Annotated in this window: 27 protein-coding genes and 2 tRNA genes; 10 read left to right on the top strand and 19 right to left on the bottom strand. The window is 34.1% G+C overall.

Annotated elements, in window-relative coordinates:
• The first annotated feature begins 15 nt into the window (after positions 1–15).
• From EQ921_RS12895 to EQ921_RS12905, 3 genes are all read left to right on the top strand, one after another.
• On the top strand, positions 16–495 hold the full coding sequence (locus EQ921_RS12895) for a copper resistance protein NlpE (RefSeq protein WP_128152103.1): 480 nt from the start codon (positions 16–18) through the stop codon (positions 493–495).
• A gap of 193 nt (positions 496–688) precedes the next feature.
• Positions 689–1,537 carry a DMT family transporter gene (locus tag EQ921_RS12900; RefSeq protein WP_128152105.1) on the top strand — a complete coding sequence of 283 codons (849 nt, stop codon included), beginning with the start codon at positions 689–691 and terminating at the stop codon, positions 1,535–1,537.
• 258 nt (positions 1,538–1,795) lie between these two features.
• Entirely contained in the window at positions 1,796–3,010 is a 1,215-nt protein-coding gene (locus EQ921_RS12905) for a hypothetical protein (protein ID WP_128331940.1), read from the top strand.
• Between the two features lie 329 nt (positions 3,011–3,339).
• Here EQ921_RS12905 and EQ921_RS12910 read toward each other — a convergent pair.
• The 11 genes from EQ921_RS12910 to EQ921_RS12960 all read right to left on the bottom strand — a co-directional run bounded on the left by EQ921_RS12910 (position 3,340) and on the right by EQ921_RS12960 (position 10,986).
• Positions 3,340–3,413 (bottom strand) — tRNA-Asp (locus tag EQ921_RS12910).
• Positions 3,414–3,465: 52 nt separating this feature from the next.
• Positions 3,466–3,539: transfer RNA gene (locus EQ921_RS12915), tRNA-Asp, on the bottom strand.
• 85 nt (positions 3,540–3,624) lie between these two features.
• Entirely contained in the window at positions 3,625–5,391 is a 1,767-nt protein-coding gene (locus EQ921_RS12920) for a DUF885 family protein (RefSeq protein WP_128331941.1), read from the bottom strand.
• Positions 5,392–5,492: 101 nt separating this feature from the next.
• On the bottom strand, positions 5,493–6,119 hold the full coding sequence (locus EQ921_RS12925; RefSeq protein ID WP_128152108.1) for a YceI family protein: 627 nt from the start codon (positions 6,117–6,119) through the stop codon (positions 5,493–5,495).
• 49 nt (positions 6,120–6,168) lie between these two features.
• Positions 6,169–6,411, bottom strand: coding sequence for a hypothetical protein (locus EQ921_RS12930; protein WP_128331942.1), 243 nt, complete (start codon positions 6,409–6,411; stop codon positions 6,169–6,171).
• Positions 6,412–6,522: 111 nt separating this feature from the next.
• Positions 6,523–7,518 (bottom strand): sensor histidine kinase KdpD, encoded by a 996-nt coding sequence (locus tag EQ921_RS12935; RefSeq protein ID WP_128331943.1) that lies wholly within the window; start codon positions 7,516–7,518, stop codon positions 6,523–6,525.
• Between the two features lie 61 nt (positions 7,519–7,579).
• The gene (locus EQ921_RS12940; protein WP_128152111.1) at positions 7,580–8,257 is read right to left on the bottom strand and encodes a response regulator transcription factor; all 678 of its coding nucleotides are present in this window, start codon (positions 8,255–8,257) and stop codon (positions 7,580–7,582) included.
• Entirely contained in the window at positions 8,254–8,889 is a 636-nt protein-coding gene (locus EQ921_RS12945; RefSeq protein WP_164875637.1) for a hypothetical protein, read from the bottom strand. Before EQ921_RS12945 ends, EQ921_RS12940 begins: the two co-directional genes overlap by 4 nt.
• Before the next feature lie 249 nt (positions 8,890–9,138).
• Entirely contained in the window at positions 9,139–9,807 is a 669-nt protein-coding gene (locus EQ921_RS12950; RefSeq protein ID WP_128331945.1) for a hypothetical protein, read from the bottom strand.
• A gap of 24 nt (positions 9,808–9,831) precedes the next feature.
• On the bottom strand, positions 9,832–10,506 hold the full coding sequence (locus tag EQ921_RS12955; protein ID WP_128331946.1) for a hypothetical protein: 675 nt from the start codon (positions 10,504–10,506) through the stop codon (positions 9,832–9,834).
• Positions 10,507–10,623: 117 nt separating this feature from the next.
• The gene (locus tag EQ921_RS12960; RefSeq protein WP_128152119.1) at positions 10,624–10,986 is read right to left on the bottom strand and encodes a DMT family protein; all 363 of its coding nucleotides are present in this window, start codon (positions 10,984–10,986) and stop codon (positions 10,624–10,626) included.
• 206 nt (positions 10,987–11,192) lie between these two features.
• Here EQ921_RS12960 and EQ921_RS12965 point away from each other — a divergent pair, with 206 nt between their 5' ends.
• The 7 genes from EQ921_RS12965 (at position 11,193) to EQ921_RS12995 (ending at position 17,511) form a co-directional block, all read left to right on the top strand.
• The gene (locus EQ921_RS12965) at positions 11,193–11,762 is read left to right on the top strand and encodes a TlpA disulfide reductase family protein (protein WP_128152121.1); all 570 of its coding nucleotides are present in this window, start codon (positions 11,193–11,195) and stop codon (positions 11,760–11,762) included.
• Positions 11,763–11,770: 8 nt separating this feature from the next.
• A complete protein-coding gene (glmM, locus tag EQ921_RS12970) occupies positions 11,771–13,153 on the top strand; it encodes a phosphoglucosamine mutase (RefSeq protein ID WP_128331947.1) in 1,383 nt (460 codons plus the stop codon).
• On the top strand, positions 13,154–13,339 hold the full coding sequence (locus EQ921_RS12975) for a hypothetical protein (protein WP_128331948.1): 186 nt from the start codon (positions 13,154–13,156) through the stop codon (positions 13,337–13,339).
• A complete protein-coding gene (locus tag EQ921_RS12980) occupies positions 13,323–13,778 on the top strand; it encodes a type II toxin-antitoxin system death-on-curing family toxin (RefSeq protein WP_128331949.1) in 456 nt (151 codons plus the stop codon). The genes EQ921_RS12975 and EQ921_RS12980 overlap by 17 nt, the downstream gene beginning before the upstream one ends.
• 482 nt (positions 13,779–14,260) lie before the next feature.
• Positions 14,261–15,523 (top strand): threonine ammonia-lyase IlvA, encoded by a 1,263-nt coding sequence (gene ilvA / locus EQ921_RS12985; RefSeq protein ID WP_128152129.1) that lies wholly within the window; start codon positions 14,261–14,263, stop codon positions 15,521–15,523.
• A 129-nt stretch (positions 15,524–15,652) separates the two neighbouring features.
• Positions 15,653–16,777 (top strand): metallophosphoesterase, encoded by a 1,125-nt coding sequence (locus tag EQ921_RS12990; protein ID WP_128331950.1) that lies wholly within the window; start codon positions 15,653–15,655, stop codon positions 16,775–16,777.
• Between the two features lie 20 nt (positions 16,778–16,797).
• On the top strand, positions 16,798–17,511 hold the full coding sequence (locus EQ921_RS12995; RefSeq protein WP_128331951.1) for a formyltransferase family protein: 714 nt from the start codon (positions 16,798–16,800) through the stop codon (positions 17,509–17,511).
• Between the two features lie 259 nt (positions 17,512–17,770).
• Here the strand turns inward: EQ921_RS12995 and EQ921_RS13000 are convergent, their stop codons facing one another.
• From EQ921_RS13000 to EQ921_RS13030, 8 genes are all read right to left on the bottom strand, one after another.
• Positions 17,771–18,076, bottom strand: coding sequence for a hypothetical protein (locus tag EQ921_RS13000; RefSeq protein ID WP_128331952.1), 306 nt, complete (start codon positions 18,074–18,076; stop codon positions 17,771–17,773).
• A 65-nt stretch (positions 18,077–18,141) separates the two neighbouring features.
• A complete protein-coding gene (locus tag EQ921_RS13005) occupies positions 18,142–19,437 on the bottom strand; it encodes a hypothetical protein (RefSeq protein ID WP_128331953.1) in 1,296 nt (431 codons plus the stop codon).
• 14 nt (positions 19,438–19,451) lie between these two features.
• Entirely contained in the window at positions 19,452–19,907 is a 456-nt protein-coding gene (locus EQ921_RS13010; protein WP_128331954.1) for a hypothetical protein, read from the bottom strand.
• 183 nt (positions 19,908–20,090) lie between these two features.
• Positions 20,091–20,216 carry a hypothetical protein gene (locus EQ921_RS14950; RefSeq protein WP_255424494.1) on the bottom strand — a complete coding sequence of 42 codons (126 nt, stop codon included), beginning with the start codon at positions 20,214–20,216 and terminating at the stop codon, positions 20,091–20,093.
• 394 nt (positions 20,217–20,610) lie between these two features.
• Positions 20,611–21,210 carry a hypothetical protein gene (locus EQ921_RS13015; RefSeq protein ID WP_128331955.1) on the bottom strand — a complete coding sequence of 200 codons (600 nt, stop codon included), beginning with the start codon at positions 21,208–21,210 and terminating at the stop codon, positions 20,611–20,613.
• A gap of 7 nt (positions 21,211–21,217) precedes the next feature.
• A complete protein-coding gene (locus EQ921_RS13020) occupies positions 21,218–21,466 on the bottom strand; it encodes a hypothetical protein (protein ID WP_164875638.1) in 249 nt (82 codons plus the stop codon).
• 328 nt (positions 21,467–21,794) lie between these two features.
• Positions 21,795–22,865 (bottom strand): LysM domain-containing protein, encoded by a 1,071-nt coding sequence (locus tag EQ921_RS13025; protein ID WP_128331957.1) that lies wholly within the window; start codon positions 22,863–22,865, stop codon positions 21,795–21,797.
• 8 nt (positions 22,866–22,873) lie between these two features.
• A partial coding sequence (locus tag EQ921_RS13030) for a type VI secretion system Vgr family protein (RefSeq protein WP_128331958.1) occupies positions 22,874–24,421 on the bottom strand: 1,548 nt, incomplete at its 5' end.

Raw genomic sequence — 24,421 nt, forward strand, 5'->3', positions numbered from 1 at the left:
GATAATACAAAAAAAATGATTAAGAAAGTCTTTTTATTATTTGCTGTAGCAGCTTTAGTAGTTAGCTGTGATAAAAAACAAGCTCAAAAAGCAGAAGAAATCAAAGACAGTACTTCAGCTATTGCTGATACTCTGGTACAAAAAGCAGACTCTTTGGTTAATGCACATACCTCTGAAAATTCGCTGGATGTGGAAGGTGTTTATAAAGGAGTGATACCATGTGCCGATTGTGAAGGTATCGAAACTATATTGAAGCTGGAAAAAAATAATATGTATACTCTTTCATCCAGGTATTTAGGAAAAGGAGATCAAAAACCATTTGAATCAAAAGGTAAGTATGTTTGGAGTAAAGAGGGAAACAAAATTACCTTAGAAGGAGACAAAGAAAAGCAACAATTTAAAGTAGCTGAAAATCAATTAATCCAACTGGATACTGAAGGTAATGTAATTAGTGGGGAGTTAGCATCCAAATATACATTACTTAAACAAAAATAATTAAATCAATTAATATGTAAAAACGCCGGCTTTTAAGCCGGCGTTTTTTTTAACTGAATACTTAATCTTATGGGTAAAGCTTCTGTTTTATAGGATAAATCTTTACATTTGAAACTTTTTAAATAATATAGGTAAGCTGTGTTATTGATTTAAAAATAACATTTATCCATTTTAATAAGCCAGATTAAATACTATGTCTTCAAACTCTAAGAAAACCTTTCCGGCTATACCTGCTGTACTTTTATCTATGATTAGTGTTCAGGGAGGAGCTTCAATTGCTAAAAGCCTATTTCCGGTTTTAGGAGCCGGTGGAACAGCCTCTTTAAGAATTGGTCTTTCAGCAGTACTGCTTGTTCTTTTTTTTAGACCCAATATTCGAAAACTCACAGCAGAACAGTGGTTATACTGCTCGGGGTATGGAATTTGTTTAGCGGCTATGAATCTTATCTTTTATTATGCAATTCAACGTATTCCATTAGGGCTGGGTGTTGCTTTGGAGTTTGTAGGACCTTTAACATTGGCTCTATTCAGTTCAAGAAAAATACTTGATTTATTTTGGGCTCTTTTAGCTTGCATCGGAATAGCATTACTTGTCCCATGGAATAATGCAGGGGTTGATATTATTGGTTTAATTTTAGCCTTGGTTGCGGGTGCATTTTGGGCTTTTTATATACTTATCGGTGGAAAAATTTTAAAAAAAGTAAAAAGAGGTGAAGCAGTAAGTGTAGGAATGTGTATCGCTACTCTTTTTATACTGCCCTTTGGGATTTTTTCCGGAGATCTGGATGTTTTAAATGGTAAATGGCTTTTAGTGGGATTGGGAGTTGCCCTCTTATCCAGTGCAGTTCCGTTTTCATTGGATTTGATTGCTTTAGGAAAGATTCCCTCTAAAACATTCAGTATCCTTATGAGTTTGCAACCCGCTTTTGGAGCGTTATCAGGCTTGGTTTTTCTAAACGAAATTCTGAGTATTAGTCAATGCTTATCCATACTTTGTGTTATTGTTGCCAGCATAGGAGCTACTATTTTTAGAAAAAAATAAATTTAGAAGATTTGGTTAACTATCATTTTTTTAAAAAAATATATTTTGTGTTAATATAAAATAATTGCATTGTATTTTATAAAATATAGGAAAAAAATAAATTGTTATTTATTAGTAAAAAATTAATAACTTAATATTTATTAAGATCAAATTATGTAATGTTTTTTTTATTTATTCGTAATTTAATTTAATATATTTAATATTTTTTTGAATTTATTTTATTATTTATTAAATTGCATTGCTAATAATTTAATTGTGATGAACAAAAAGATCTTTTTATTTGGAGCAAATTTAATGCTCATTAATTTTTTAAACGCTCAAGTTGGCATTAATACTAATGAACCTCATGCAACTTTTCATGTATCTCCGATAACGAGTGTAAACAATTCTCCCGAAGGAATAATAGCTCCTGTATTAACACGTGCAAGCCTTATCAGTAAAAACGATAGCTATGGAGATAATCAAAAAGGAGCAATCGTTTATGTTTCCGATTTATCAGGTACTTTAACCACAAAAACAGCTAAGGTTACTTATGTTGGGTATTATTATTTTGATGGTGTCCTTTGGCAGCATATGGTATCCAGTGCTGCAGGTATTCCTGCAGAGCCCTGGCAAGTTCAGGGAAGTACTGTTCAGGCGACAGATAATACACAAAATATCTATCAATCGGGAAGTGTAAATGTAGGAGGACAGTCTGTAGTTTCCAGTAATTACAAATTTCAGGTCTCCGGTAACGAATATATAACCGGAACAAGTAAAATTGGAGGAACTTCTGTCAATAATTCATCAGCCCAACTAGAATTAGGAGATTCTAATAAGGGATTTTTACCAAACAGAGTAGCTTTGGTAGGTGCTACAAATATGAGTCCTATGAGCACAGTAGTCGATGGGCTTTTAGTTTATAATACTACCAGTTCTGCGGCCAGCGATTTATATCCAGGATATTACTTTTGGATGAATAAACAATGGAACCGTCTGCAAAATGAAAGACCAAAAAGTACCGTCAACCTTTTGAATCTGGCAACCTCTGTTACAACTAATGCTGGAACTCTTGCAAATTTAGCAACTTCAGGAACAGTTTTACCTTTTGGTGCTGTTGATGCAACTACCAAAGTATATTCAATTACGCTAACTGAAGATGGAGCATATGCATTTAATTTCCGATTATACGGTGCTGTAAAAGAAACTACGGGAACAAGTGTCAAAGCAGCACGTACTGTTGTTTACTATATTGGATTATTAAAAAATAATACTTTAGTAGATGCTGCTGAGTTGGATATTAATATTATACCTACTACAGGCATTTCAACTGTTGCAACCTATTCAGTAGTTTTGGCTTGTGATGCTAAAGCAGGGGATAAAATAACATTTAGAATGAATCACTTTACTAATACGGTGTACCCTTGGACTTTAAGTTCCAGAACTACCAATACATCCGCTGATCGTACTTCCCTGGTATGGTGGAAGCTTTAAGGTGAAATCGTATATTTTTTCTTATATATTTTTATAAAATTGAAAAAAAGTAACCTTTTCAAATAAAGGTTACTTTTTTTGTTGAATATTTTTTATAGATGATATGCTCGGAATTCCAGATTGAAAACATAATTCGTCGAATAAATAATAATTTTGCAGACATTTAAATTAAAATTATTGGGTAATTAGAGCTGAAACTATAAATTATATGTTTGGGAAATTTGAATAAAGTACGTTGTAAAATTAAATATAAGTAAAAGATATTTTTTACATTTTATTTAAAAAATTGAAGCTGTAAAATAAAAAAGTGGATAAAATGCTTAAAAAAGCGATCCGGACGGGACTCGAACCCGCGACCACCTGCGTGACAGGCAGGTATTCTAACCAACTGAACTACCGGATCGGATAGATTTTTATTTGTGTTTTTAAAAGAATGGAAACTAAATTCCTTATTGCGATCCGGACGGGACTCGAACCCGCGACCACCTGCGTGACAGGCAGGTATTCTAACCAACTGAACTACCGGATCTCTTACCAATACTTGTTACAAGTATTTTTCAGTGGTGCAAAGATAGAATCATTTTTTTATTCTGCAAACTTTTTACATTAAAAAATTACTTTTTTTCAGCCCAAGCAGACATCTTTTTTTCTAATACATTGAGAGGCAGGCAGCCCGAACTTAATAATTCATCATGAAACTCTGAAATCGAAAACCTATTTCCCAGAATTTTACGATATTTGTTTTTTAATTCTTGAATTTTCATAGAGCCAGCCTTATAACTTAAAGCCTGTGCAGGATAAGATATGTACCTTTCCACTTCCGCTACAGCCTCATTTCTGTTATATGCAACATGATCCAGAAAATATTCAATAGCTTGCTCCCGGCTCATATTTCGGGTGTGTATTCCCGTATCAATAACCAGCCGTACGGCACGAAGCATATCATCACTCAAGGAACCTAATTTTTGATAAGGATCTGTATAAAGCCCCAGTTCAGGTCCTAATGATTCACAATATAAGGCCCAGCCTTCTCCGTATGAACCTATCCAGCCAAACCGCATGAATTTGGGAAGTGATGTATTTTCTTGTTGCAACGAAACCTGATAATGATGACCGGGTATAGCTTCATGAAGAAATAAGGATTCCATACCCGAAGTTACATTGAATTGTGTTGCATCGGGAATAGGCATATAAAAAACTCCGGGTCTGCTTCCATCAGCAGTACCCTGATAATATTCTGCGCTGGCTGTATTTTCTCTGAATTTTTCTGTTTGCCTTATTTCAAAAGCGGTTTTGGGAGTTTTATTAAATAATAATTTTAGCTGAGGTTCAATTTTGAATAAAATAGAATTAAATTCATCTAAAATTTGTTTTGGAGTTGTATAGGGGCGAGCTTTCGGATCTGTTTTAACATACAGTAAAAAATCCTTCAAAGATCCCTCAAAACCTATTTGCAGTCGTACTTTATTCATTTCATTTTTAAGGCTGTCTACCTGCTTTAGACCTGCCTGATAAAATTCTTCCGGTGTTTTGTTTGTTGTGGTCCAATATTTTACCCAGTACAAATACATGGTATTGCCAGCAGGTAACGAATTATACCCTATGCTTTTACGACTGTGAGGTAAATACTCTTCTTTAAGATAAGTTCCCAATTGAGTATAGGTAGGGATAATTTTACCTATAATCATCTGTTGATATTTTTGAGTTATATCTTTTTTTTGTGCTAAAGTAAAGTCTGAAGGTAAATTTTTAATAGGACCGTAAAAAATGTTTTTTTCAAAATCGGCGCTTATAATATCTTCATTAAGCATCTGCTTAATCATTTTAGAAACTAATACATCCGGCAGAACCATTCCGGTATCAATTCCTTTTTTAAAATTTTTAACAGCTGTATCTGCCCATCCGCTAAAAGCATCTACACGTTTGAGCCAGTCAGAATAATCCTTTTCGGTTTTAAAAGGTTGAATACCCTGTCCACTCCCCATAACGGGCATTTGCAGGGGAAGTCCCTCAAATTGGGTAAAAGGAATTCTCTCAAAATGATAAGGGAGTTTTTCTAAACTAAGTTCAATTTCATTTTTTAATACATCGTAAACGATTTTGGAATTTTCGTTTAGCTGGCTGTAATTAATTTTGTTTAATTTTTGTAGATAAATCTGAAAAAAATCTTCATATTCAGATAAGAATTCATCGGAAATATCATTGGTTAATAAATCATTATACCTGTAATCTCCCTGCATTGTGGCTTGTATGGGATTTAATTTTAAGAAATCTTCATAATAATCATCAGCCAGATCATACAGAGATTTATTTTCATCAGATTGAGAAAAAATAAAATTAGAAAACAGGCAGGAAGTCAGAATTACAAGTATTTTTTTCATGAACTAAATTTTAGAATCTGTATCGTTAAAAAATAGGTCTTAGGTATAAAAAAAGAATAAGGGATTTCCTTATTCTTAACTTTTATAGTACTTTACTAAGATTATTTTGAAATTTTAATAACCAAATCTACATTTGTCCATGTTTTACCCTCATGTAAATCATAACAAGCTCTATGAAGACTGGTAAATGGTTTTTGCGCATTGAAATCGTTTAGTATATCAACACTGCCTTTGATAATAATTTGATTTCCTTTCAATTCATAAGGAAACTCTTTTGTTACCGATTTTCCGTTTAACTGAATAACTATATAAGCGGTATTATTTTCAAATTTCTGAAAATATCCGGATATTTCAGGGTTAGAAAGTCTTTTAAAGAAGAAAGTAGTTAAAGTTCCATCTCTGGCTGTATCTCCGGTAGAAGTTGTAGTTCCGTCACAAATAAAGCGGGCATTGACCAAAGATTCGGGAATAGCTAAATCTTCCTTAACACCTGTAAGTGATATTTTTAGAAAAGTTCCGGCTACTGGAACTTTTTTATCAGTTTTAAATGCCGTCCACTGAAGTTCTTTTTTATAAGTAGATTCTTTTCCTACCGGCTGTATAGGAGCTTCTACAGAACTGCCAGTTTCGACAGCAGCCGAAGTCGTATCCACCTGATGTTTGGAATTATCGTTGCAGGAAAACAGGAGCAATGCTCCGGCTGCAAAAGATAAGAAAAGTTTTTTCATGGTATAATTCGGTTTTATTAAGTAATAAAAAGGCTGAAACGGGTTAATATTAATGCCCCTGATGTACCGAAATGGAATCTTTGGCCGGTTGTTGTTTTTCTGTATGAGTAGAATCCATATTTTTTTCAGTACCGTGAGCTTCATGGTTTTGAGCAGAATGATTGGCATGTGCACTGTCAGCTGACTGTGTTGAAGGATCTACAGGAATTATATTTTTATTACCTCCCGAAGCATTGTCACAAGAATAAAGCGTCAGGGTAAGAATTGCGATTGCTAAAATATTTTTTTTCATATCTGTATATTTTTTTCAAATATAAAAATTTTTCAATGATTTTTCCCTGCTAAATGTAGGACGGTTTATCAATGTTTAATACAGAAAATAAAGTATCTTTTTTTCGGATAATTAAATGATAATATGAGCTTCGAACAAAGTTTGGTTTTTTATACTGAAAAATAATTCAATATCCTGAATGTCTGCCAGTTGTTTTGAAATCCATAGTCCCAGTCCGGAACCTTCTCCTTTCATAGGTTTTGAATGATAAAATTTATTTTTGATATCCGTAATTTGAGGATTAATATCTTCACGTATGCTATTGCTGATGAGGATACTGACAATATTATCTTTTTTAAAAACCGTAAGGTCAATTGAGGTATTCTGTTGGGAATATTTAACAGCGTTGCTAATTAAATTGGATAGAATAACGGTTAGTTTTTCCTCATCTGCCCATACACGAAAGTCTTCTTCAATGGGTAGAAAAGAAAGTTTAAATGGTGTATTTCTTTCAGCAGAGCGAAGAGAAAATTTTTCGATCAGCTGAAGAAATATATCAGTAAGGTCGCAATGATTCCGTTGAAGTTGTAAGTTTTGGTTATTAATTTCTCCCATTAACAGAAAGTCGTTAACAATATGAATCAATTGTTGGATTTCCTTAATTTGTGTTTTATATAATTCCTGGGTTGCAAAAGAAACATCAGGTTCTTTTATCATAATTTGCAGCCGGGTAAGCATCACAGCCAATGGAGTTCTCAATTCATGAGAGGCAGAGGCAAAAAAAGCATTCTGATGTTCCGATTGTTCTTTTATCCGTAAAAGCATATGATTAAATGAGCGGATTAAATCGGTTAGTTCGCTTTGATCTTTAGGTTCTGCAAGCAGTTCGGCATTTTTATAAATATTTATTTCATTTGCTTTATCTATAACAGTTCGCAAAGGTTGGAAGGCATATAAAGTAATCCGGTAAGAAGTAATAAAAGTAAATAAGCTTCCTAAAAATAAAATGCAGCTAAAAAAAAACAATACTTCTTTTTTAGTAATATTTGAATGTAGGTTAAAAGAAGTAAAAAAATGGAAAAAGAGCCCCAGTAAAAGCCATAAAAGCATAAATACTAAGGTATTCACACAGGCGATCCGAGTGTAAAGATTTAAATATGTGAATAGTTTTTTGATAATAAGTTGCTTTTTACGATTTTTCGCCTTTTAAAGAATATCCCAAACCAACAATAGTTTCAATAAGAGGATTAGGAAAGTCTTTATCAATTTTTTTTCTCAGTTGATACATGTGAACTTCTACAATGTTACTTCCCGGATCAAAATCCAAATCCCAGGCATGTTCCATAATCTGGTTCTTACTTACAATACGGTTTGCATTTCTTGCCAGATATTCCAATAAAATATATTCTTTAGCCGTAAGTTTAATTTCTTTGCCTGCACGAAAAACTTTTCTGCCTACCACGTCTATCGTTAGATCCTGAATTACTAAATTATTGGAAGTTTGATTGGAAATCTTTTTTTGAACGACGCGTATTCTAGCCAGTAACTCCTCCCATTCAAAAGGTTTTTTTATATAATCTACGGCTCCTAGATCCAATCCCTGAACTACCTGTTGAGTGCTGGAAAGTGCACTGGTAATAATTACAGGAGTAGTAATCTGAAAAGTTCGTAAATTGGATAATATGTCAAACCCGTTAATTCCCGGAAGCATTAGATCCAGAAGAATGAGATCAAAATTTTCCATGGCCGCCATTTTCTGACCTTCAGTTCCCTCTTGTATAAGTGTTACAGAATGTCCTGCCTGTTGAAGACCTTTTTTCATAAATGTCCCCAGGCTGTCTTCATCCTCTATAATTAAAATTTTCATAATAAATAATCGGTTTCGTTAGTACTTATAGAATAAGGTCGAATAATATCATAACCGCTGTTATTTATAAAATCAGTATTTTTATTTCTTTTGTAACCACGAACATTAATTTTTTCATCTTTTTTTAAAAAAGGAGTTATCGTTTCACCGAAATGCGGAGGAATGTCAACAAGAAAGTTATTCAGGATAAATCCGGATATAGAATGGCTCTTATTGTATACAAAATCAGAAATATAGCCGTCCAGTTGAATCGGGATTCCCGTAGGTGGTACAGGCTTTATATCGTCTATATAAATCCATTCGGACGATCTTTTAATAGCGGTAAGATTGTATAAAGGGAAGTTTTCATACATTTTTTTTCTGGATGGATGAACCTTGAATTTTAGATTTTTGCCTTTAGAAATCAGATGCGTAACAGGTTTACCTAAATGTGGCGGAAAATGAATTGCCAGAGTTTCATTCTGTGAATTTATGATAAGCATATCTACATCGCCAACGTGATTGTTTTTTAAATCAATCAATTCTCCTTCAATCAGTATTTCACTATGATTAGACTCAATTTCTTTTTTAGACAGGGAATTAGAATGAATTGAATGAAGGCGATTTACTGTTTCGTTCCGTTTGGGTTTCATTCCCAGCACGTTTTTTAATTTGTGAATTGTAAAATGCATGTGTTTGGATTTTAAAATTAATAAGGCTAAAAGTAAAATCAGCAATAAAAATATAACACTATATAGCAGAAACGATTCAGACATATTAATTTTATTGTTTGCTTATAATTTTTGCATTTAAAAACAAATATATGAAATTTTGTTTCTGTACAGTGTATAACATAAACAAAGCACTTACTTAGTGCTTTGTTTATTTAACTATCTAAAGGCTTATTTAATAAGATATTGTTCACCGTCAACGGTCAGAGTTTCAAGTTTAATTACTGAATAATTATCAGCTACAGCCTCATCTTCGTTTTTTGGTTTTTCAAAACCTGTAAACTGGATGGTTTTTCCGGTTTGTAATAAAGAGCTTAACAAAGAAAATTTATGAGCAGGTATACGAAGCAGGATTTTGTTATCAAGAAATATTCCATGAGTATCTCCGCGTTCGTTTTGTTGAAATTTCAAAACTTTTCCACTTCCGTTTACAAATTTTTCAACAGGTGGTTGTTCAGGTCTTTCTTTAGGAATATCGTAAATGGTTTTCCCGTTTGTAACAATGCTTACCCATTTTAATTCTTTATTTCCTTCCGGAGAATACTTAACAACACCATTGACAGTTATATTGTTTTTTGCGATGGAATTGCGGAGAACTTTACCCATGTGTTTAGGTATTTTTACAAATAGTTCTTCATTTCCGCTTTGCAAAGTAAAACCGTCGTAAATAAAGTCATCGTTATATATCCATTCATTTACTACACCGTTTACAGCCGTTACTTTTTCTACAGCTTCCTCTCTGTGCATAGGTTTTGGATTTCTTTTCTGAGCAGACATATAAGTGGAAAAACTTATCATGAGAGCCGCTAAAATCAGGGATTTTGAAATAATTGTTTTCATCTTTTTATAATTTATAGGTTATTATTATTTAATTAAATATTCGTTAGTATTTACAGCTAAAGTCTGAGTGTTTATAATAATGTAGTCTTTTACTTTAACTTCACCTTCCTTGTCGGATTTAGCCATACCGGTAAATTCAACCCTGACATCTATCTGCATTTGTTCTTTTAATTTTTCAGCTATATGCGGAGGTATTTTCAGCAGATATGTATCATTAATGAAATATCCACAGATATTGTTTTTTGAATCATGTTGAAAATCAGTAACTTTGCCTTCTTTTCTAATCATAGTATCCGGTACAGGTGGATGAGCAGGAGGAACAATATCAACAGTATTACCTTCGGATTGAAAATTGATCAGGTGAACTGTTTTAACTTTCTCCGGAGAGTTATGAACTACACCTTTTAAAGAAATTTCAGGATGGTTCTCAACAGCTGTTCGGATTAATTTAGCCGAATGAGGAGGGAATTTTATTTTTATCTCTTCATTTTCTGTTTCGAGAATAAAACCATCGTAAATAAAATCCTTGTTAGATAGCCATTCTTTAACTGTTCCCTGAAAACATTGTAAAGGTTTCATGTCAATTAAATGTTTTTTTTCATCTTTTTCAGGTTTAGGTTTTTTCAAATCATTCGCAGGTGTTTTTTTTGTTTCGTTACTATTTTCTGTTAATTGAGTTGGATTTGTTTTTGTTTCCATGATATTATGTTTTTTGTTATTATTATTTGATAGTGTAAAGGTGCAATTCCGAGATAAATTTGATATGAACAGGAAATTAAGTTTTCTTCATATCTTGTTTTTTTATGTTTCGTACGTTTATTTTTTAAATATAAAATAGACGGCACCAATTAAAAGTAAAAACCCGATCAGGTGATTAACTGTAAACTGTACATTTTGAAAAACGATTTTAGAGAAAATCATAAATACTATTAGAGTAATGGCTTCCTGCATAACTTTCAGCTGTACCAGAGAGAAAGGGCCTCCATTTTCCTGAAACCCGATTCGGTTTGCGGGTACCTGAAAACAATATTCAAATAATGCCAGTCCCCAGCTTAAGAGTATAATGATCCATATTGAAGTATGATTGTCTTTTCCGAAAAATTTTAAATGTCCGTACCATGCAATATTCATAAATGCATTGGATAATATTAGAAATCCTATGGTTGATGCTATTTTCATTTGTTCTTTTATTTATAATTATTATTTGAAACAAAATTGAGAGTTGAAAATAAAATTGATATGAATAAAACATTAAGATTTCTTCATGTATGTTTACCTGTAAAGAATATCAAATGATAAATGAGAGAAATAACCGGATATATACATGAATATTTAAAGTCGGCTTTTTAAAAATCCTTACTTTTGTATATATAAAATACAGTCAAATGAAAAAAATTATTTATTTCTTTATGGTTTTAGGACTTTTTTTTTCCTGTAAAGAAAAGGCAAAAGAAACACCTGTAGCAAAGGATTCGTTGTCGGTAAATTCTTCGGAGCCGGAAATTCCCGCTGATAATGAAACCGCTGAAGAGGTTACTATTATAAGTTCCGATTTTGATAAAATTCAAGCATTGGCAAATACCCAAAGTGATACACTATACATTACAAATTACTGGGCAACCTGGTGCGGACCTTGTGTTGAAGAAATTCCTGATTTTGTAGCGCTTCATAATGAATATAAAGATAAAAAGGTAAAATTCCTGTTTGTGAATGTAGACGATGCACGCACACAGGCTCAGGTAGCACCTTTTGTCTTGAAAAATAAAATGCAGAATGTGTATCAGATACCTGTAAGTGAATTAAGCTCACGAATCGGATCTATAGATCCGAATCTTCAGGGCGGTATTCCGGTAACCGTACTACAAAAAGGTGAGGTGAAAGAAGGATTTGCAGGGGCCATGCCCAGAGCATTTATAGAAGAAAAAATAAATGATTTTTTAAATAAAAGTAAATAATACGATCTATGTCATTAATTAAAAGTATTTCCGGAATCAGAGGAACTATAGGCGGTAAAACCGGAGATAATCTTACTCCGCTGGATACCGTTAAATTTGCTTCGGCCTATGGTACCTGGTTAAAAAGAAAATTATCTAAAGAACAGGTAAAAGTGGTCATAGGAAGAGATGCCCGTATTTCCGGACAAATGGTTTCCGCACTGGTTTCTTCTACCTTACAGGGAGTGGGAATTGATATTATTGATTTGGGTTTATCCACCACACCCACTGTGGAAATGATGGTTCCTTATCTTGAAGCTGATGGAGGAATTATTCTTACCGCCAGTCATAATCCTAAACAATGGAATGCTTTAAAGCTCCTTAATTCCAAGGGAGAATTCATTTCCGGCAAAGATGGAGAAGAGTTGCTGGAAATTGCTGAAAATGAAGATTTTGATTATGTAGAGGTAGACCGGTTAGGAACCTATATACAAGATAATACAGCCATCGATTATCACATCGGCGAAATATTAAAATTGCCTTTGGTAGATGCCGAAGCCGTTAAAAAAGCAGGTTTTAGGGTTGTCTTAGACGCTGTGAATTCCACCGGAGGAATTTCTGTACCCCCGTTATTAAAAAAACTGGGTGTGGAAGTGGTGGAAATGTACTGTGAGCCTAATGGAAATTTTCCTCATAATCCGGAACCTTTGGAAGTAAATCTGGGAGATATTATGAAAAAAGTTCCGGAAGAAAAAGCAGATTTCGGTATCGTAGTGGATCCTGATGTAGACAGGCTGGCACTTATCTCAGAGGACGGTTCCATGTTCGGAGAGGAATATACTTTGGTAGCTGTAGCTGATTATGTTCTCTCTCAGACTCCTTCCGCTACAGTATCCAATCTATCCTCTTCCCGTGCTTTAAGCGATATTTCCCGTCAGTATGGCCAGAAATACGAGGCTTCTGCCGTTGGTGAGGTAAATGTGGTTACCAAAATGAAAGAAACCGCAGCGAAAATCGGAGGAGAAGGCAACGGAGGTATCATTTATCCGGAACTTCATTACGGAAGAGATTCACTTGTGGGAATTGCTCTCTTTTTAACGCATCTGGCAAAAAAGGGAATTACCTGCAAGCAATTACGGGAAACCTATCCGTCTTATTTTATGGGAAAGAAAAAAATTGATTTAAAACCGGAAATTGATACGGATCAGATATTACGAAAACTGACTGAAAAATATTCCGGTGAAACCATTACAACTATTGACGGATTAAAAATAGATTTTCCTTCCACCTGGGTACACTTAAGAAAGTCTAATACAGAACCGATTATACGTATATATACGGAAGCTCCTACTCAGCAGGAAGCTGATCAGCTGGCCGATCGTTTTATCGAAGAAATAAAGAATTTGGCGTAAGTGGAAGTGAAATTTAAAGAAACCCTGGAGAAAATTAAGCATAGAAATCAGGTTGTATCATCTTCTTCAGGTTGGATAGTCAAAGAAAAAAAATCTAACCTGAAATTTGAAGGAGTAAACAAACCATTGCTTCTCAGGCTCTCTCATACATTAACGTTATTGTCAAGATATGACAAGGGTGAATAATCTTTTCTATTTGGATATTTCCGATTTTGAGCTGGTTTTTAATCAGTTATTGGATGAAGAGCAGGAATATTCAACAGATATTCCCGCATTCAAGAATCGGTATGAAGGGAAATTAGAAAGTATATTGGCACAGATTAAAGCGGTTTATTTTGATGTGGAAGTGTATGATACTATTGAAAAAAAGGCCGCCTGGTTATTTTATTCAATAATTAAAAACCATCCGTTAGCCAACGGAAACAAAAGGCTGGCTTTGGTTATTTATTTTACCTTTTTACTTGAAAATGTTCATCGGTTATATCTGGATGAGGTCAGTCTTGAAACTGAATTGTTTGAAATGACAGTTTTAGTTGCTGAAAGTACTGAAGAGCATAGGCAAGAAATTCTGGATATGCTGGAAACTAAAACCTTGCAATATATCGGACCATTTTCAGATTCATAGTTTTTGACCATGAATTTATACGATTCGAAGAGATAATTCAATACGTACCTGTCAGCTGGAGTGTTTTGCTTTTCTTACAGGCAATTATTACTATCAGTATAAAAGAGAAAAAGAGAAACAGAACTTCTGTTTCTCTTTTTTGCATCCTAAATCTAAAGATAAATTATCAAACATATTTATGGGTGGGTCTATCTTATATTTTTACCGATGAGGTAGGGTACCGGATTTATAAGATTTATAACATTGGCTCAGATGACAGCTCCTTGAAGCGGTTTGAAAAGTAAAGTGACGGGTAATCTACTTTATAGAATCCGGATATCTGCATTCGCTGATAGTTTCAATACAGGAATTACTTTATACATCATCGGAAAAGGTTTACACTTCCGTTTTTAATTTTAAAATCTTTGAAATAACCCAAAGGTTTCCTTATTTATAATCAATTTAAATTAATAAATTTGTATACTATTTAAAATAAAAAAAGAATGTCTGCTAAAATAACGAAAGAGTTTAAACTGCATATTGAAGAGGCGGCAGCACGTATCAAAGAAGTAGTTAAAAGATCTCCACTAGAATATAATCATACCTTATCCAACCGTTTTCATGCCCAGGTCTATCTGAAAAGAGAAGACGTACAGGTAGTAAGATCCTACAAGCTGAGGGGGGCTTATAACATGATGAGCAGCCTGGACCCGGCTCTTTTGAGCAAAGGAGTCACCTGTGCCAGTGCAGGGAATCATGCCCAGGGAGTAGCTTATTGCTGTAATAAAATGAAAGTGCGCGGTGTGATTTTCATGCCTAAAATTACTCCCAAGCAAAAAGTGAAACAAACAAAAATGTTTGGAAAAGACTTTGTAGAAATTGTGCTGGTGGGAGATACGTTTGACGAAAGTGCAGAAGCTGCCAAGCAATATACCAAGGAACATGATATGACTTTTATTCCTCCCTTCGACGATAGGCGGATTATTGAAGGGCAGGGTACGATAGGCATGGAAATACTGAAGGATTTTAAGGATAAAAAAATTGATTATATTTTTATTCCTAACGGAGGCGGAGGACTGTGCTCGGGAGTAGGAGCCTATATTAAAGATTATTCGCCGGATACCCAGATTATCGGGGTGGAACCTACCGGGGCTGCAAGCATGAAGAAAGCTTTAAAAGAAGGACATCCGGTAACTCTGGAACAAATCGATCGTTTTGTAGACGGTGCGGCGGTTAAAAGGGTAGGAGATATCACGTACCAGATATGCAGTAAGGTTCTGGATAAAATCTGCCTGATACCCGAAGGCGAAGTATGTTCTACGATTCTGAAACTTTATAACGAAGATGCTATTGTGGCAGAACCGGCAGGAGCCCTTTCCATTTCGGCGCTGAATCATTATGCTTCAGAAATTAAAGGAAAAAATGTAATATGCATTGTAAGCGGAAGTAATAACGATATTAACCGGATGCAGGAAATAAAGGAAAGATCCCTCATTTTTGAAGGGTTAAAACATTATTTTATTGTTCGTTTTCCGCAACGGCCCAGTGCTTTACGAGATTTCGTAAATCAGGTACTAAACGAGCATGTAGATATTGTCAGATTTGAATATATGAAGAAAAATGAAAGAGAAACCGGCCCTGCTTTGGTAGGAATAGAGCTGGATTCTTATCTGGAGTATGAAAAACTTTGGGAGAGAATGACGGAGTACGGCCTGGATTTTATGCCCTTGGATCCTAATAGCGATATCGGAAGATTCATGCTTTAATACATCTTTTCGTAGCAATTTTCGCCAGTTTTTACAGGTGGAGATAAAGGCAGTATTCTTTTTCTCATTATTTTCAGATACTTTTGTATACTGGTTTTCGTTTTTAATTAAAAATAGTTATTTCTTCTTATGAAAAGAATATTTACATTTGCTGCCATTATTTTTATTTACTTTTTAGCTAATTATTACGTTTTCAGACACATAAATATTTTAATTGAATATTCCTCAGGTTGGGTTAAAAATGTATTTTTTCTTCTGTATTTGTTTCTTCCTACTTCATTTATCGTGTTTTTTCTATTTGTTAAAAAATTACCCGTTTACCCGGCAACCCTTTTATATAAAATATCTACGGGCTGGATGATTATTTTAGTATATTCATTTTTGCTGTTTTTCCTGTTAGATATTGTAGTGTATGGCATTCGGCAATTACAAATTCTTCCTTCAAGCTTTTTAATAGAGGAAACAGGAGTGAAGATCGTATTAGTTCTGCTGTTATTCATTGGAATATACGGACATTTGAATTATTTGCAGAAGCGTCGAATCAAACTGAAAATAAAGACATCCAAGAAATTGGATACTCCGCTGAAGATAGTGATGATTAGCGATTTGCATCTCGGGTTTGCCATCCGCAAAAAAGAACTTAAAGAATGGATTAAAAAAATTAATGAGGAGAAGCCTGATCTTCTTCTTATTGCCGGAGATATTATAGATAACAGTGTCCGGCCGTTGAATTATTATCATCTGGAAAAGTATTTCAAAGAGATCAAAGCACCACTGGGTACCTATGCCTGCCTGGGGAATCACGAGTATTTAAGCAATATCGGAGAAAGTATCTCATTTATCAATAAAACCGGCATTCAGTTGCTCAGGGATTCCTCGGTTCTGGTAAACCAACGTTTTTATATTGTGGGGAGAGATGATCGAACGAATCCGGCCCGTAAAAGTTTATCCGAACTTTGTGAAGGACTGGACAGAAGTAAACCGGTAATACTATTGGATCATCAGCCGTATCATCTGGAAGAAGCACAGGAAAACGGAATAGACCTTCAACTTTCCGGCCATACTCACCGGGGACAGGTATGGCCCTTATCGTTAATTGCAGATGCTATATACGAAGATTCCCACGGTTACCTTAAAAAGGGGAATACTCATATTTATGTGAGCTCCGGAATCGGCATCTGGGGAGGAAGATACCGGATAGGAACCCAGTCGGAATATGTGGTTATAGAGTTTAGTTCCAAAAATGAAGCTTAGATCGTATTTTTGTAATCGCTATGAATAAAAAACAAAGAATCGCAGTTATTTCCTACGATTATCCAACCCGTAAAACCCAGGAAGTTTTATTGCGTTTAAAAGGTAAAGGGTATTCACAGGTAGATGTTTATGCCTTGCCTTTTGTCTACAGGAAGCCTTTGCAGCCGTTGGTGGTTCACCGTCCTGCGGAGCTTTTGCTTGCTTTAGATAATGAGGAATTAAGCCATCATTTACAGTATCAATATATACGAGCCACGCTGGAGTCTATGGCTTCGGCCTTTTATTCCGAGTCTTATGAGGCTATTTTAATTGCCGGAGCAGGGCTGCTGCCTGAAAACATAGTCACTGATTTCCGGATTATAAATTCACACCCGGGGTATCTTCCCTACGTGCGCGGGCTGGATGCGGTAAAATGGGCGGTGTATGAAAAACTTCCGCTGGGTGTTACCGTTCATTGGGTAAACAAGGAAGCAGATGCAGGTTTTCTGATTACTCAGCAAAAGCTGGAATTGTCTTTACAGGATACTTTCCATACGATGTGTTTCAGACTTTGGAATATGGAAATGCAGCTTTTGGTAGATTCTGTTGAAATTATTCCGACACTTACGGAACCCGTGGCTTTATCCACAGATTTTGGAGAATCTCATCGGCGAATGCCTAAAGAAAAAGAACAGGAATTATATACTCGTTTTGAAGAGTATAAAAAAATATTTGCCAAGGGTGAAAGCCTATAAGATTTATGGGGCTTAAAATTATAAATAGTTCCTATTAAGAGAATTTAGGCTTTACCCTCAAATCTCTCTGTAATATTGCACAAACGGCTTTACTGGCCGAAACGGAATGCAAAAGCCTTACCCTTTGCCACAAACCGCTGGACTTATACAATATCTTTACACTTATTAAGATCCTTATTCCAGAGGAAGAACTGGAATTGTTGGACAAGTTGAATGCTTAAAAAAACAAAAGCCAACTCTTATGAGTTGGCTTTTTTGCTTACTTATATGTGGTAAATTGTTTTTTAAACTTTTTTCTTTCTATATGACTGATTCCCATTTGATTTATCCCTACAATGGTTCCATTTATCCTTCTACTTTGGCGTGTGGAAACTGAACCGTGTTCTTCAATATCATCTAACCGTACAAAACTGGAAAGCTCTTGAGTAACAAACTGAGAAGTTCGATCTCCAACGGTTTTGTTTCCAATATCGGTTGCACTTCCTATATCGTTTCCCAAATCATCCATTGATTTAGATTGATCCGAAGGATTTTGTTGTAAACCTGCTTCTTGTAGTTTTACCACATCTGTATCAAATCCATTACCCTAATTTTTTTAGTAAAATAAGTAGTCGCTCAAAAATAAAAAAATCAATCAATGGGTTTATCGGCTATCAAGCTAACATCTGAAACATCATTAGCTAGTGCTTTAGCTAATGAAGCTCGCGCATTTTCGGAAAACCAGGTAGCCACAAAAGGTAATAAGAATAATACTCCTTCTGCTGCATTTTTACCTAATTGCTGAAGATTATTTTTATAGGATTGAGCTGCTGCTGCACGACCATCTTCCACCATAGAAGGATTCATCCGATTAGAGTTGGGGTGTCTCATACTATTCCTCCAATTGGTGTGATTAGCAGGGTCACTCAGTTCATTCATTAATTCTAAAGCTACCGGGTGGTTTCTTAATTGAGGTTTGGATAAACCAGCTAATTTATCAAGTTTTCCTGCCAATGCTACATCATCAATAATTAATCCTCCGGTTTTCCAAACCGCAGTTAATTTTTGCAGGTATTCAACTTTTGCACTCGGATCAGCACCCGCAGCAGGAGGATTTACCAAATCGGTTCCGTCCTGAAACAGATCATCAGGCTTTCCTGGTAACCCTATGAGATCATTTCCTTCCACCGTATTCATATTTGCATAAGTTTCACTGTCTTTTAACTCTCCCAGGTTTTCATGATATCCTCTGATCGTTTCCCTTTCTGCCCAAGCCAGGACACTAAAAGCTACATATCCGGCACCCATTTTCCCTACAAGAATTCCTCCGGCTGAAATTTTTGCAGTTCCGGCAGCTGCTCCTATTCCGGAAAAAGCTCCGGGTAAAAAAAATCCGGCACCGAAAGAAGCAACAATATTAAGCCCCAACTCCCAACGGTTGTTGGATGCTACCTCTGCCGCTGCCTGACGGGCTGCCGATTCGCTAAAAAAAGGCGTTAGTATTCCGTCTGATCCACATTTTAGAAGGGAAGCTCCGGTTATGGCTATTTTACCGTTTATTTTTACGGAACTATGTGTTAAATGCCATTTTCCTCCATTTAGGGGATCGGTACATTTATGATTTGCGGCAGCAATTGTTGCTACTCCTCCTACTAATAAACACGCTGCTCCAGCCAATACTATCCAACCTGCAGGATTAGACATCAAGGCTGCAGCAACTAACAACCCTGCTCCAAAAGCAAGGAATGAACTAGCTAAACTCCATGGAGATTTACAGGTAAAAGGTTTCGCCAGATTCCGATCTTCTTTATTTAAAACCGGTTGTTTATTATTTTTATAAAATACCGTAGGCTTTTCCCGGGTATTGGAAAATTTTTGCGGGTCTGAACTTAACTGATAGGTACAAACTGCAAAAACCTTATCTTTAGGTATATAGGATTTTCCCATTTTTTATTTATTGATTAATTTAAAAATTCTAAATATTGAAACCATTCTATATTTCCTGTAATTAGTGAAAATAAAACAACAAAAACGAACAAGAAAACAAAGGATATTATTATTGTAGGAATTAAAGCTATTCCAAAAATAATATAATCTATGAATAATTGTTTTTTTTGTACTTTTTGTTCTAAGGAATTATTAAGAATTAATATATTTTGATAGTCATTTTTACTCCATTTCATATTTTTATTTTTTGTAGTAATCCAAAAATAAAAATTCCCTTTTTCTTGCTGTATACGAAGTATATAACCTAGTTTCTTTTTAGGAAACAAAGAGTATAGGTTAAAATTAAAAATTTTCGAATATAAAAGAGATTCGTTTTGTTTTCCTTCTATTAATAGTTTATTATCTTTAAAATTAAAAATAACATATTTAGTTGATTTTTGTTCAAGTCTAATCATTGAGCCAACAATCACAACTAATGAAATTATAATGAAATAAACAGGATTATACGATAATTTATTTGATATATATATTATTAATAATAACAAAGGGATCAATAATAACGTAGATATTATAAAAATTTTGAAATTTATAATCCTTATTTGTGTATTTTGTTTCATCATACAGGCTATAAAATTTTTGTTATAATATTATATTTATCGTAAAAAAATAAAGATACTTACCAATACCTCTACTATCACCAGCAAAGGCAAACCCGCTATCAAAAGAATTAACCCGTCTACTAACGTTTTAGTAGGATACTTATTTGTATATTTCTTCATAGTTTCTTTTAATAGTATATAGTTCTCATGATCCACAGGATTTACTTTATTATATTTTAACGGGGTATTATAAAAATAAAAATTCTTGTTATTTTCGTTTATTCTCACTAAAAAGCCCTATTTTTTTAAAATAAGGTAATAAATTGCATAATTTGATATTCCCGAAATTTTTATACTTAATTCTTTAGTTTTTTTATTCTTAACCAATACTCTATCTGAACTAAAAGAGAAAGAGGTTAAAAAAGTATTTTTATTAATGATATATAAAAGTTGTAAGGGCGTAAACTATTATATTTTTAAAGCTAATGGTATATACTTCAATTTTTGTCATTAAAACAGCCATCTTAAAATAAGCACTGTATAGTTTTAAATACCTTAATTTATATTCTATAATTTATATCATAAAAAATATATAATAAAATATGCCCAACAATAGCATCATTCCTCCAATAAATGTAATCCATGGGACAGATGAGAAAAGTAATAATAGTATATCTGTTACTATAGTTTTCTTTTTTTTAGACATCTTATTATCCAAAATACTTTTCACTTCTTTATATGTATTAGTATCAAATTTTTGAGATCCACTTAATGAAATCCAATCTACATAATAAATATACGTTTTATCAGCTTTTATCCTTATAATGTATCCCATCTTTTTTGTCAACATATAGTAAACATTATAATTTTTAATTTTATTAAAAGGAACTTTCGAAAAATAATTATCTTTTTTCTCTACTATTTTTTGTTCACTTATTTCTAGACTATCTGCCTTAATCAATAATTCAACTTGTTTTATTTGTTTTCTTAGAACCCTATATCCTACTATCAGTATAATAGCAAAGATTGAAATCATTATGTAAGTTCTTTGCCCCATATAAGATATAGTCTGCACTATTTCTAATAGTAAAAAAAGTAATACCAGAACAACAGCAAACCATAACACCGATACTAAGGGATGTACAGCCTTAAATGTGATTTTTTTCGATTCCATAATTATTTTATATCATAAAAAATATATAATAAAATATACCTACTATGCAAAGTAATCCAACCATTAATATAATCCATGGTAGCGAAGCTAATAGTAAAATAATTCTATCTATCCCTATCATTTTTTTTAAGAGATTTGTCTTGTAAAAAAGTTCATATATTACATGATAATCTTCTTCATCAGCCTTTTCTTTTTTATCAAAATTTTTCCACGTAATCCAAAAAAAATAATTTCTTTTTTCTTTTATACGAATCATGTATCCCATTTTTTTAATAATTTAATAATAAATATTATAATTATTAATATCTGAATAAATAATTTTTGTGGATATAGTATCCGATGAAATACATAATGAAGAATCAGAAAATGAAAAATTAACAAGCTTGGTAGATTTTTTAACAATTAAAAAATTAATAATAGCAATAATAGATAAGCAAGTTATTATAAAATATGTTTGATTAGTGGTGTTAGTAATTTTCTCAGCAATGAAAACTATAAATAGTATTAAAGGTACCAGAACCAATATAGATAGTAAAATTATTCTACTATTTAGAACTCTTAATCGGATATCTTTTTTCATAACTTTATAATTCCATTTTTCTAATAGTATATTCTGTAATCACTTCAAAATTATTTTTAATTTTTTCACAGAGAGAACCTTGGGCTTGTAACAATAAATTGTCTGCATTAATAGAATATGTAATCCTATAGATGTAATTAAATTCCGTATAGTTATATTTAATCATAGGTTTATACAGCTCATCATACCTTTGCTTTAATTCTTCTTCGGACAGATAGGTTCTATCCAGAGATCCTACCAGCCGGTAGGTAGTTATTCCTTCTTCTTCTTTTACTTTGGATTTAACCACATGAGTAGTTAATTCCAAATTAGGAAAAAGCTGTGAATATTGCGTAAGAGTATAATCTTCCAATTCTTCCCCTACATTGGCACGTAACAAAATATGAAAAAATAAATTTTTACCCAATGTTTTTCCTAAATTCTGCTGAGAGGAAAACTCTTTATCTCCTGTAGATATAATATCTCTAGCCTGTTCTGGAGCTTTATCTTTCAAATTTTTATATAAAGGATCTACCGAAAGTTCTTTATCTTTAAAAAAATTCCATTTTGTATCAAGCTCCTTTATATTAACAACATCAGATATTTCGCCCCTAGTATTTTGTTTGAGTATTAGATTCTTTTTTACGTCTTCTATTTTCCGGGCAAATTCAAATCCTTCTTTAAAGTAAGCTGGTTCCACTGAAAAATTGGAATCTTCCAACACTATTTGCATAATTGCAGGTTCATTTTTAGATAATGAATAAAGATATTGATTTCTTGTTTCAGAAGATAAGGTAATAGTTTCTTCATTTACACGGGTAATATTAAACTGCTCGCATCTGTATCTGGCTTTTTTTTCAAATTCCAAATTGGTAAAATAATTATCTTCTATTTCAGATACAGATTTAACCAATTCAGCTATAGGAATTCTAATTTTCTGTCCTACAGAAACAAACTCTCCTCCAATAAACCCTCCAAAAGTTTTTAATTCAGGATTATGAACTTTTATTTCACGAGGAGTAGTATTGTATTTACTAGCAATAGTAGAAAGTTTTTCTTCTGATTCTACTATATGAATTTTATATTCTTGATTCATTAATTCTTCTAATTTACATCAACCTGAGAACCTTTTATAGTAACAGGATTAGCAGGCGATTGTATTATTATAGGCTTATCTGAAGATATGGTTATACCTTTATCTTTATTCATGCTTATAGTATTTCCACCAACACAAAATTCTATTGTGGTATCGGCTTTTACACAAACTTTCCCATCCATACTATTTATTTCTATTTCATTACTTTTAGACATGAATCTGATTTTTTTTGTTGCATCTTTTTCAATAAAACCGTCTTTACTCATATAAAGACTTGCCCCATTTCCTACCTTAACAAGATTCATCTCATTAGCAATAGTGGTAATATTTCCTGCACCATCCAGTTTAATTTCATCACCTACTCCATCCCATAATCTGGTATGCTTATGCTTATCATGAAATTCTATTCCACAATTACTATTGGTTACAATGCCTTTTGTATAATTGCCTGCGCCTCCGTGTCCGCTCTTTCCTTCTCCGTTAAACATGGCGCCAATAACTACCGGTTTCTCTGCATTTCCGTTCTCAAAGCTTACAATAACTTCTTCACCTATCTCCGGTATCACGTGCATTCCTTTGCCTTTTCCTGCATACGGAGTGGTTACCCGTATCCATGGACTTTGTCCCTGGGTAGGTTCCTGCCAGGCAAACTGTACCCGTATACGGCTCATTCCGTCCGGATCGTTGTTATCGGTTACTATGGCGGATTGTTCTTCGCACTCCGGTATGGCATTTTCATCCATGTAGGCCGGCACTTCATTGTCCATCGGTACGCCTATCAGCTGGTTGTAATATCCTTCGGTAATGTCCTGATGGTGGCTGATTTCTATAACTTTATAGGATTCCAACGGAACTTCCCCGTTTTTAAATATCTCATGCCCCGGCATCCAGGCTTTCATCTTCACAATATCCCCCAGTCTCAGGTTCGGATTATTGGTCCTGGCTTCCAGAAAGAATACATTCTGGCGGCTCAGCTTCTGTCTTTTTACCGCCTCTTTGAGTTCCGGCTCTCCTTTTTCTAATAAGGACTGGTTATACAGGGACAAAGGCACCTTGGAATAGACCTCTTCAGAGGCTTTGATGGCATGCTGCTGGAAAGGATTCACCAGCTGGTGGGTAATGGGCACACTGTCCGAGTTTACCGTATGGTTTTTTGCCTGTTTGGCATCGTAACCTACATAGGTAAACTTCTGGGGTACCAGTCGCATACTCAGCTCATAGCTGTAAATATCCTGTTCTTCCACCAGTTCTTCGGTCTTTCCTCCACTGCCTCCAAAAACGATTTTTTGTCCGTTGTAATACAGCCATTCCCCATAGCGTACCGCTAATCTTTTGACAAAGTTCCAGTCGCTCTCGCGGTATTGTACGGTATATTTTAACGGGTCTTTCAGGTTTGGACGTAGGTCCCAGGCTACCAAATCCTGCGGGTATTCTCCGGTGGCTTTACGGATAATGGCATCCAGTGTTTTATCTTCAAAGCTCTCACAGTCCTGTCCGTTTTCCAGCAGGATGGTGGGGGCATGACCCCGGATAAAGAGCTTGTTATGCCCGTCTAC

It is taken from the genome of Apibacter sp. HY039 (assembly GCF_004023655.1).
GTDB lineage: Bacteria > Bacteroidota > Bacteroidia > Flavobacteriales > Weeksellaceae > Apibacter > Apibacter raozihei.

Coding starts and splice junctions, on each gene's coding strand:
- EQ921_RS12955 (WP_128331946.1), bottom strand. CDS start 10,506: ATGGAAACAAAAACAAATCCAACTCAATTAACAGAAAATAGTAACGAA.
- EQ921_RS12965 (WP_128152121.1), top strand. CDS start 11,193: ATGAAAAAAATTATTTATTTCTTTATGGTTTTAGGACTTTTTTTTTCC.
- EQ921_RS12945 (WP_164875637.1), bottom strand. CDS start 8,889: ATGAAACCCAAACGGAACGAAACAGTAAATCGCCTTCATTCAATTCAT.
- EQ921_RS12950 (WP_128331945.1), bottom strand. CDS start 9,807: ATGAAAACAATTATTTCAAAATCCCTGATTTTAGCGGCTCTCATGATA.
- ilvA (WP_128152129.1), top strand. CDS start 14,261: ATGTCTGCTAAAATAACGAAAGAGTTTAAACTGCATATTGAAGAGGCG.
- EQ921_RS14950 (WP_255424494.1), bottom strand. CDS start 20,216: ATGAAGAAATATACAAATAAGTATCCTACTAAAACGTTAGTAGACGGG.
- EQ921_RS13005 (WP_128331953.1), bottom strand. CDS start 19,437: ATGGGAAAATCCTATATACCTAAAGATAAGGTTTTTGCAGTTTGTACC.
- EQ921_RS12940 (WP_128152111.1), bottom strand. CDS start 8,257: ATGAAAATTTTAATTATAGAGGATGAAGACAGCCTGGGGACATTTATG.
- EQ921_RS12920 (WP_128331941.1), bottom strand. CDS start 5,391: ATGAAAAAAATACTTGTAATTCTGACTTCCTGCCTGTTTTCTAATTTT.
- EQ921_RS12905 (WP_128331940.1), top strand. CDS start 1,796: ATGAACAAAAAGATCTTTTTATTTGGAGCAAATTTAATGCTCATTAAT.
- EQ921_RS12900 (WP_128152105.1), top strand. CDS start 689: ATGTCTTCAAACTCTAAGAAAACCTTTCCGGCTATACCTGCTGTACTT.
- EQ921_RS12895 (WP_128152103.1), top strand. CDS start 16: ATGATTAAGAAAGTCTTTTTATTATTTGCTGTAGCAGCTTTAGTAGTT.
- EQ921_RS13020 (WP_164875638.1), bottom strand. CDS start 21,466: ATGATTCGTATAAAAGAAAAAAGAAATTATTTTTTTTGGATTACGTGG.
- EQ921_RS12990 (WP_128331950.1), top strand. CDS start 15,653: ATGAAAAGAATATTTACATTTGCTGCCATTATTTTTATTTACTTTTTA.
- glmM (WP_128331947.1), top strand. CDS start 11,771: ATGTCATTAATTAAAAGTATTTCCGGAATCAGAGGAACTATAGGCGGT.
- EQ921_RS12925 (WP_128152108.1), bottom strand. CDS start 6,119: ATGAAAAAACTTTTCTTATCTTTTGCAGCCGGAGCATTGCTCCTGTTT.
- EQ921_RS12960 (WP_128152119.1), bottom strand. CDS start 10,986: ATGAAAATAGCATCAACCATAGGATTTCTAATATTATCCAATGCATTT.
- EQ921_RS13015 (WP_128331955.1), bottom strand. CDS start 21,210: ATGGAATCGAAAAAAATCACATTTAAGGCTGTACATCCCTTAGTATCG.
- EQ921_RS13025 (WP_128331957.1), bottom strand. CDS start 22,865: ATGAATCAAGAATATAAAATTCATATAGTAGAATCAGAAGAAAAACTT.
- EQ921_RS12980 (WP_128331949.1), top strand. CDS start 13,323: ATGACAAGGGTGAATAATCTTTTCTATTTGGATATTTCCGATTTTGAG.
- EQ921_RS12930 (WP_128331942.1), bottom strand. CDS start 6,411: ATGAAAAAAAATATTTTAGCAATCGCAATTCTTACCCTGACGCTTTAT.
- EQ921_RS12995 (WP_128331951.1), top strand. CDS start 16,798: ATGAATAAAAAACAAAGAATCGCAGTTATTTCCTACGATTATCCAACC.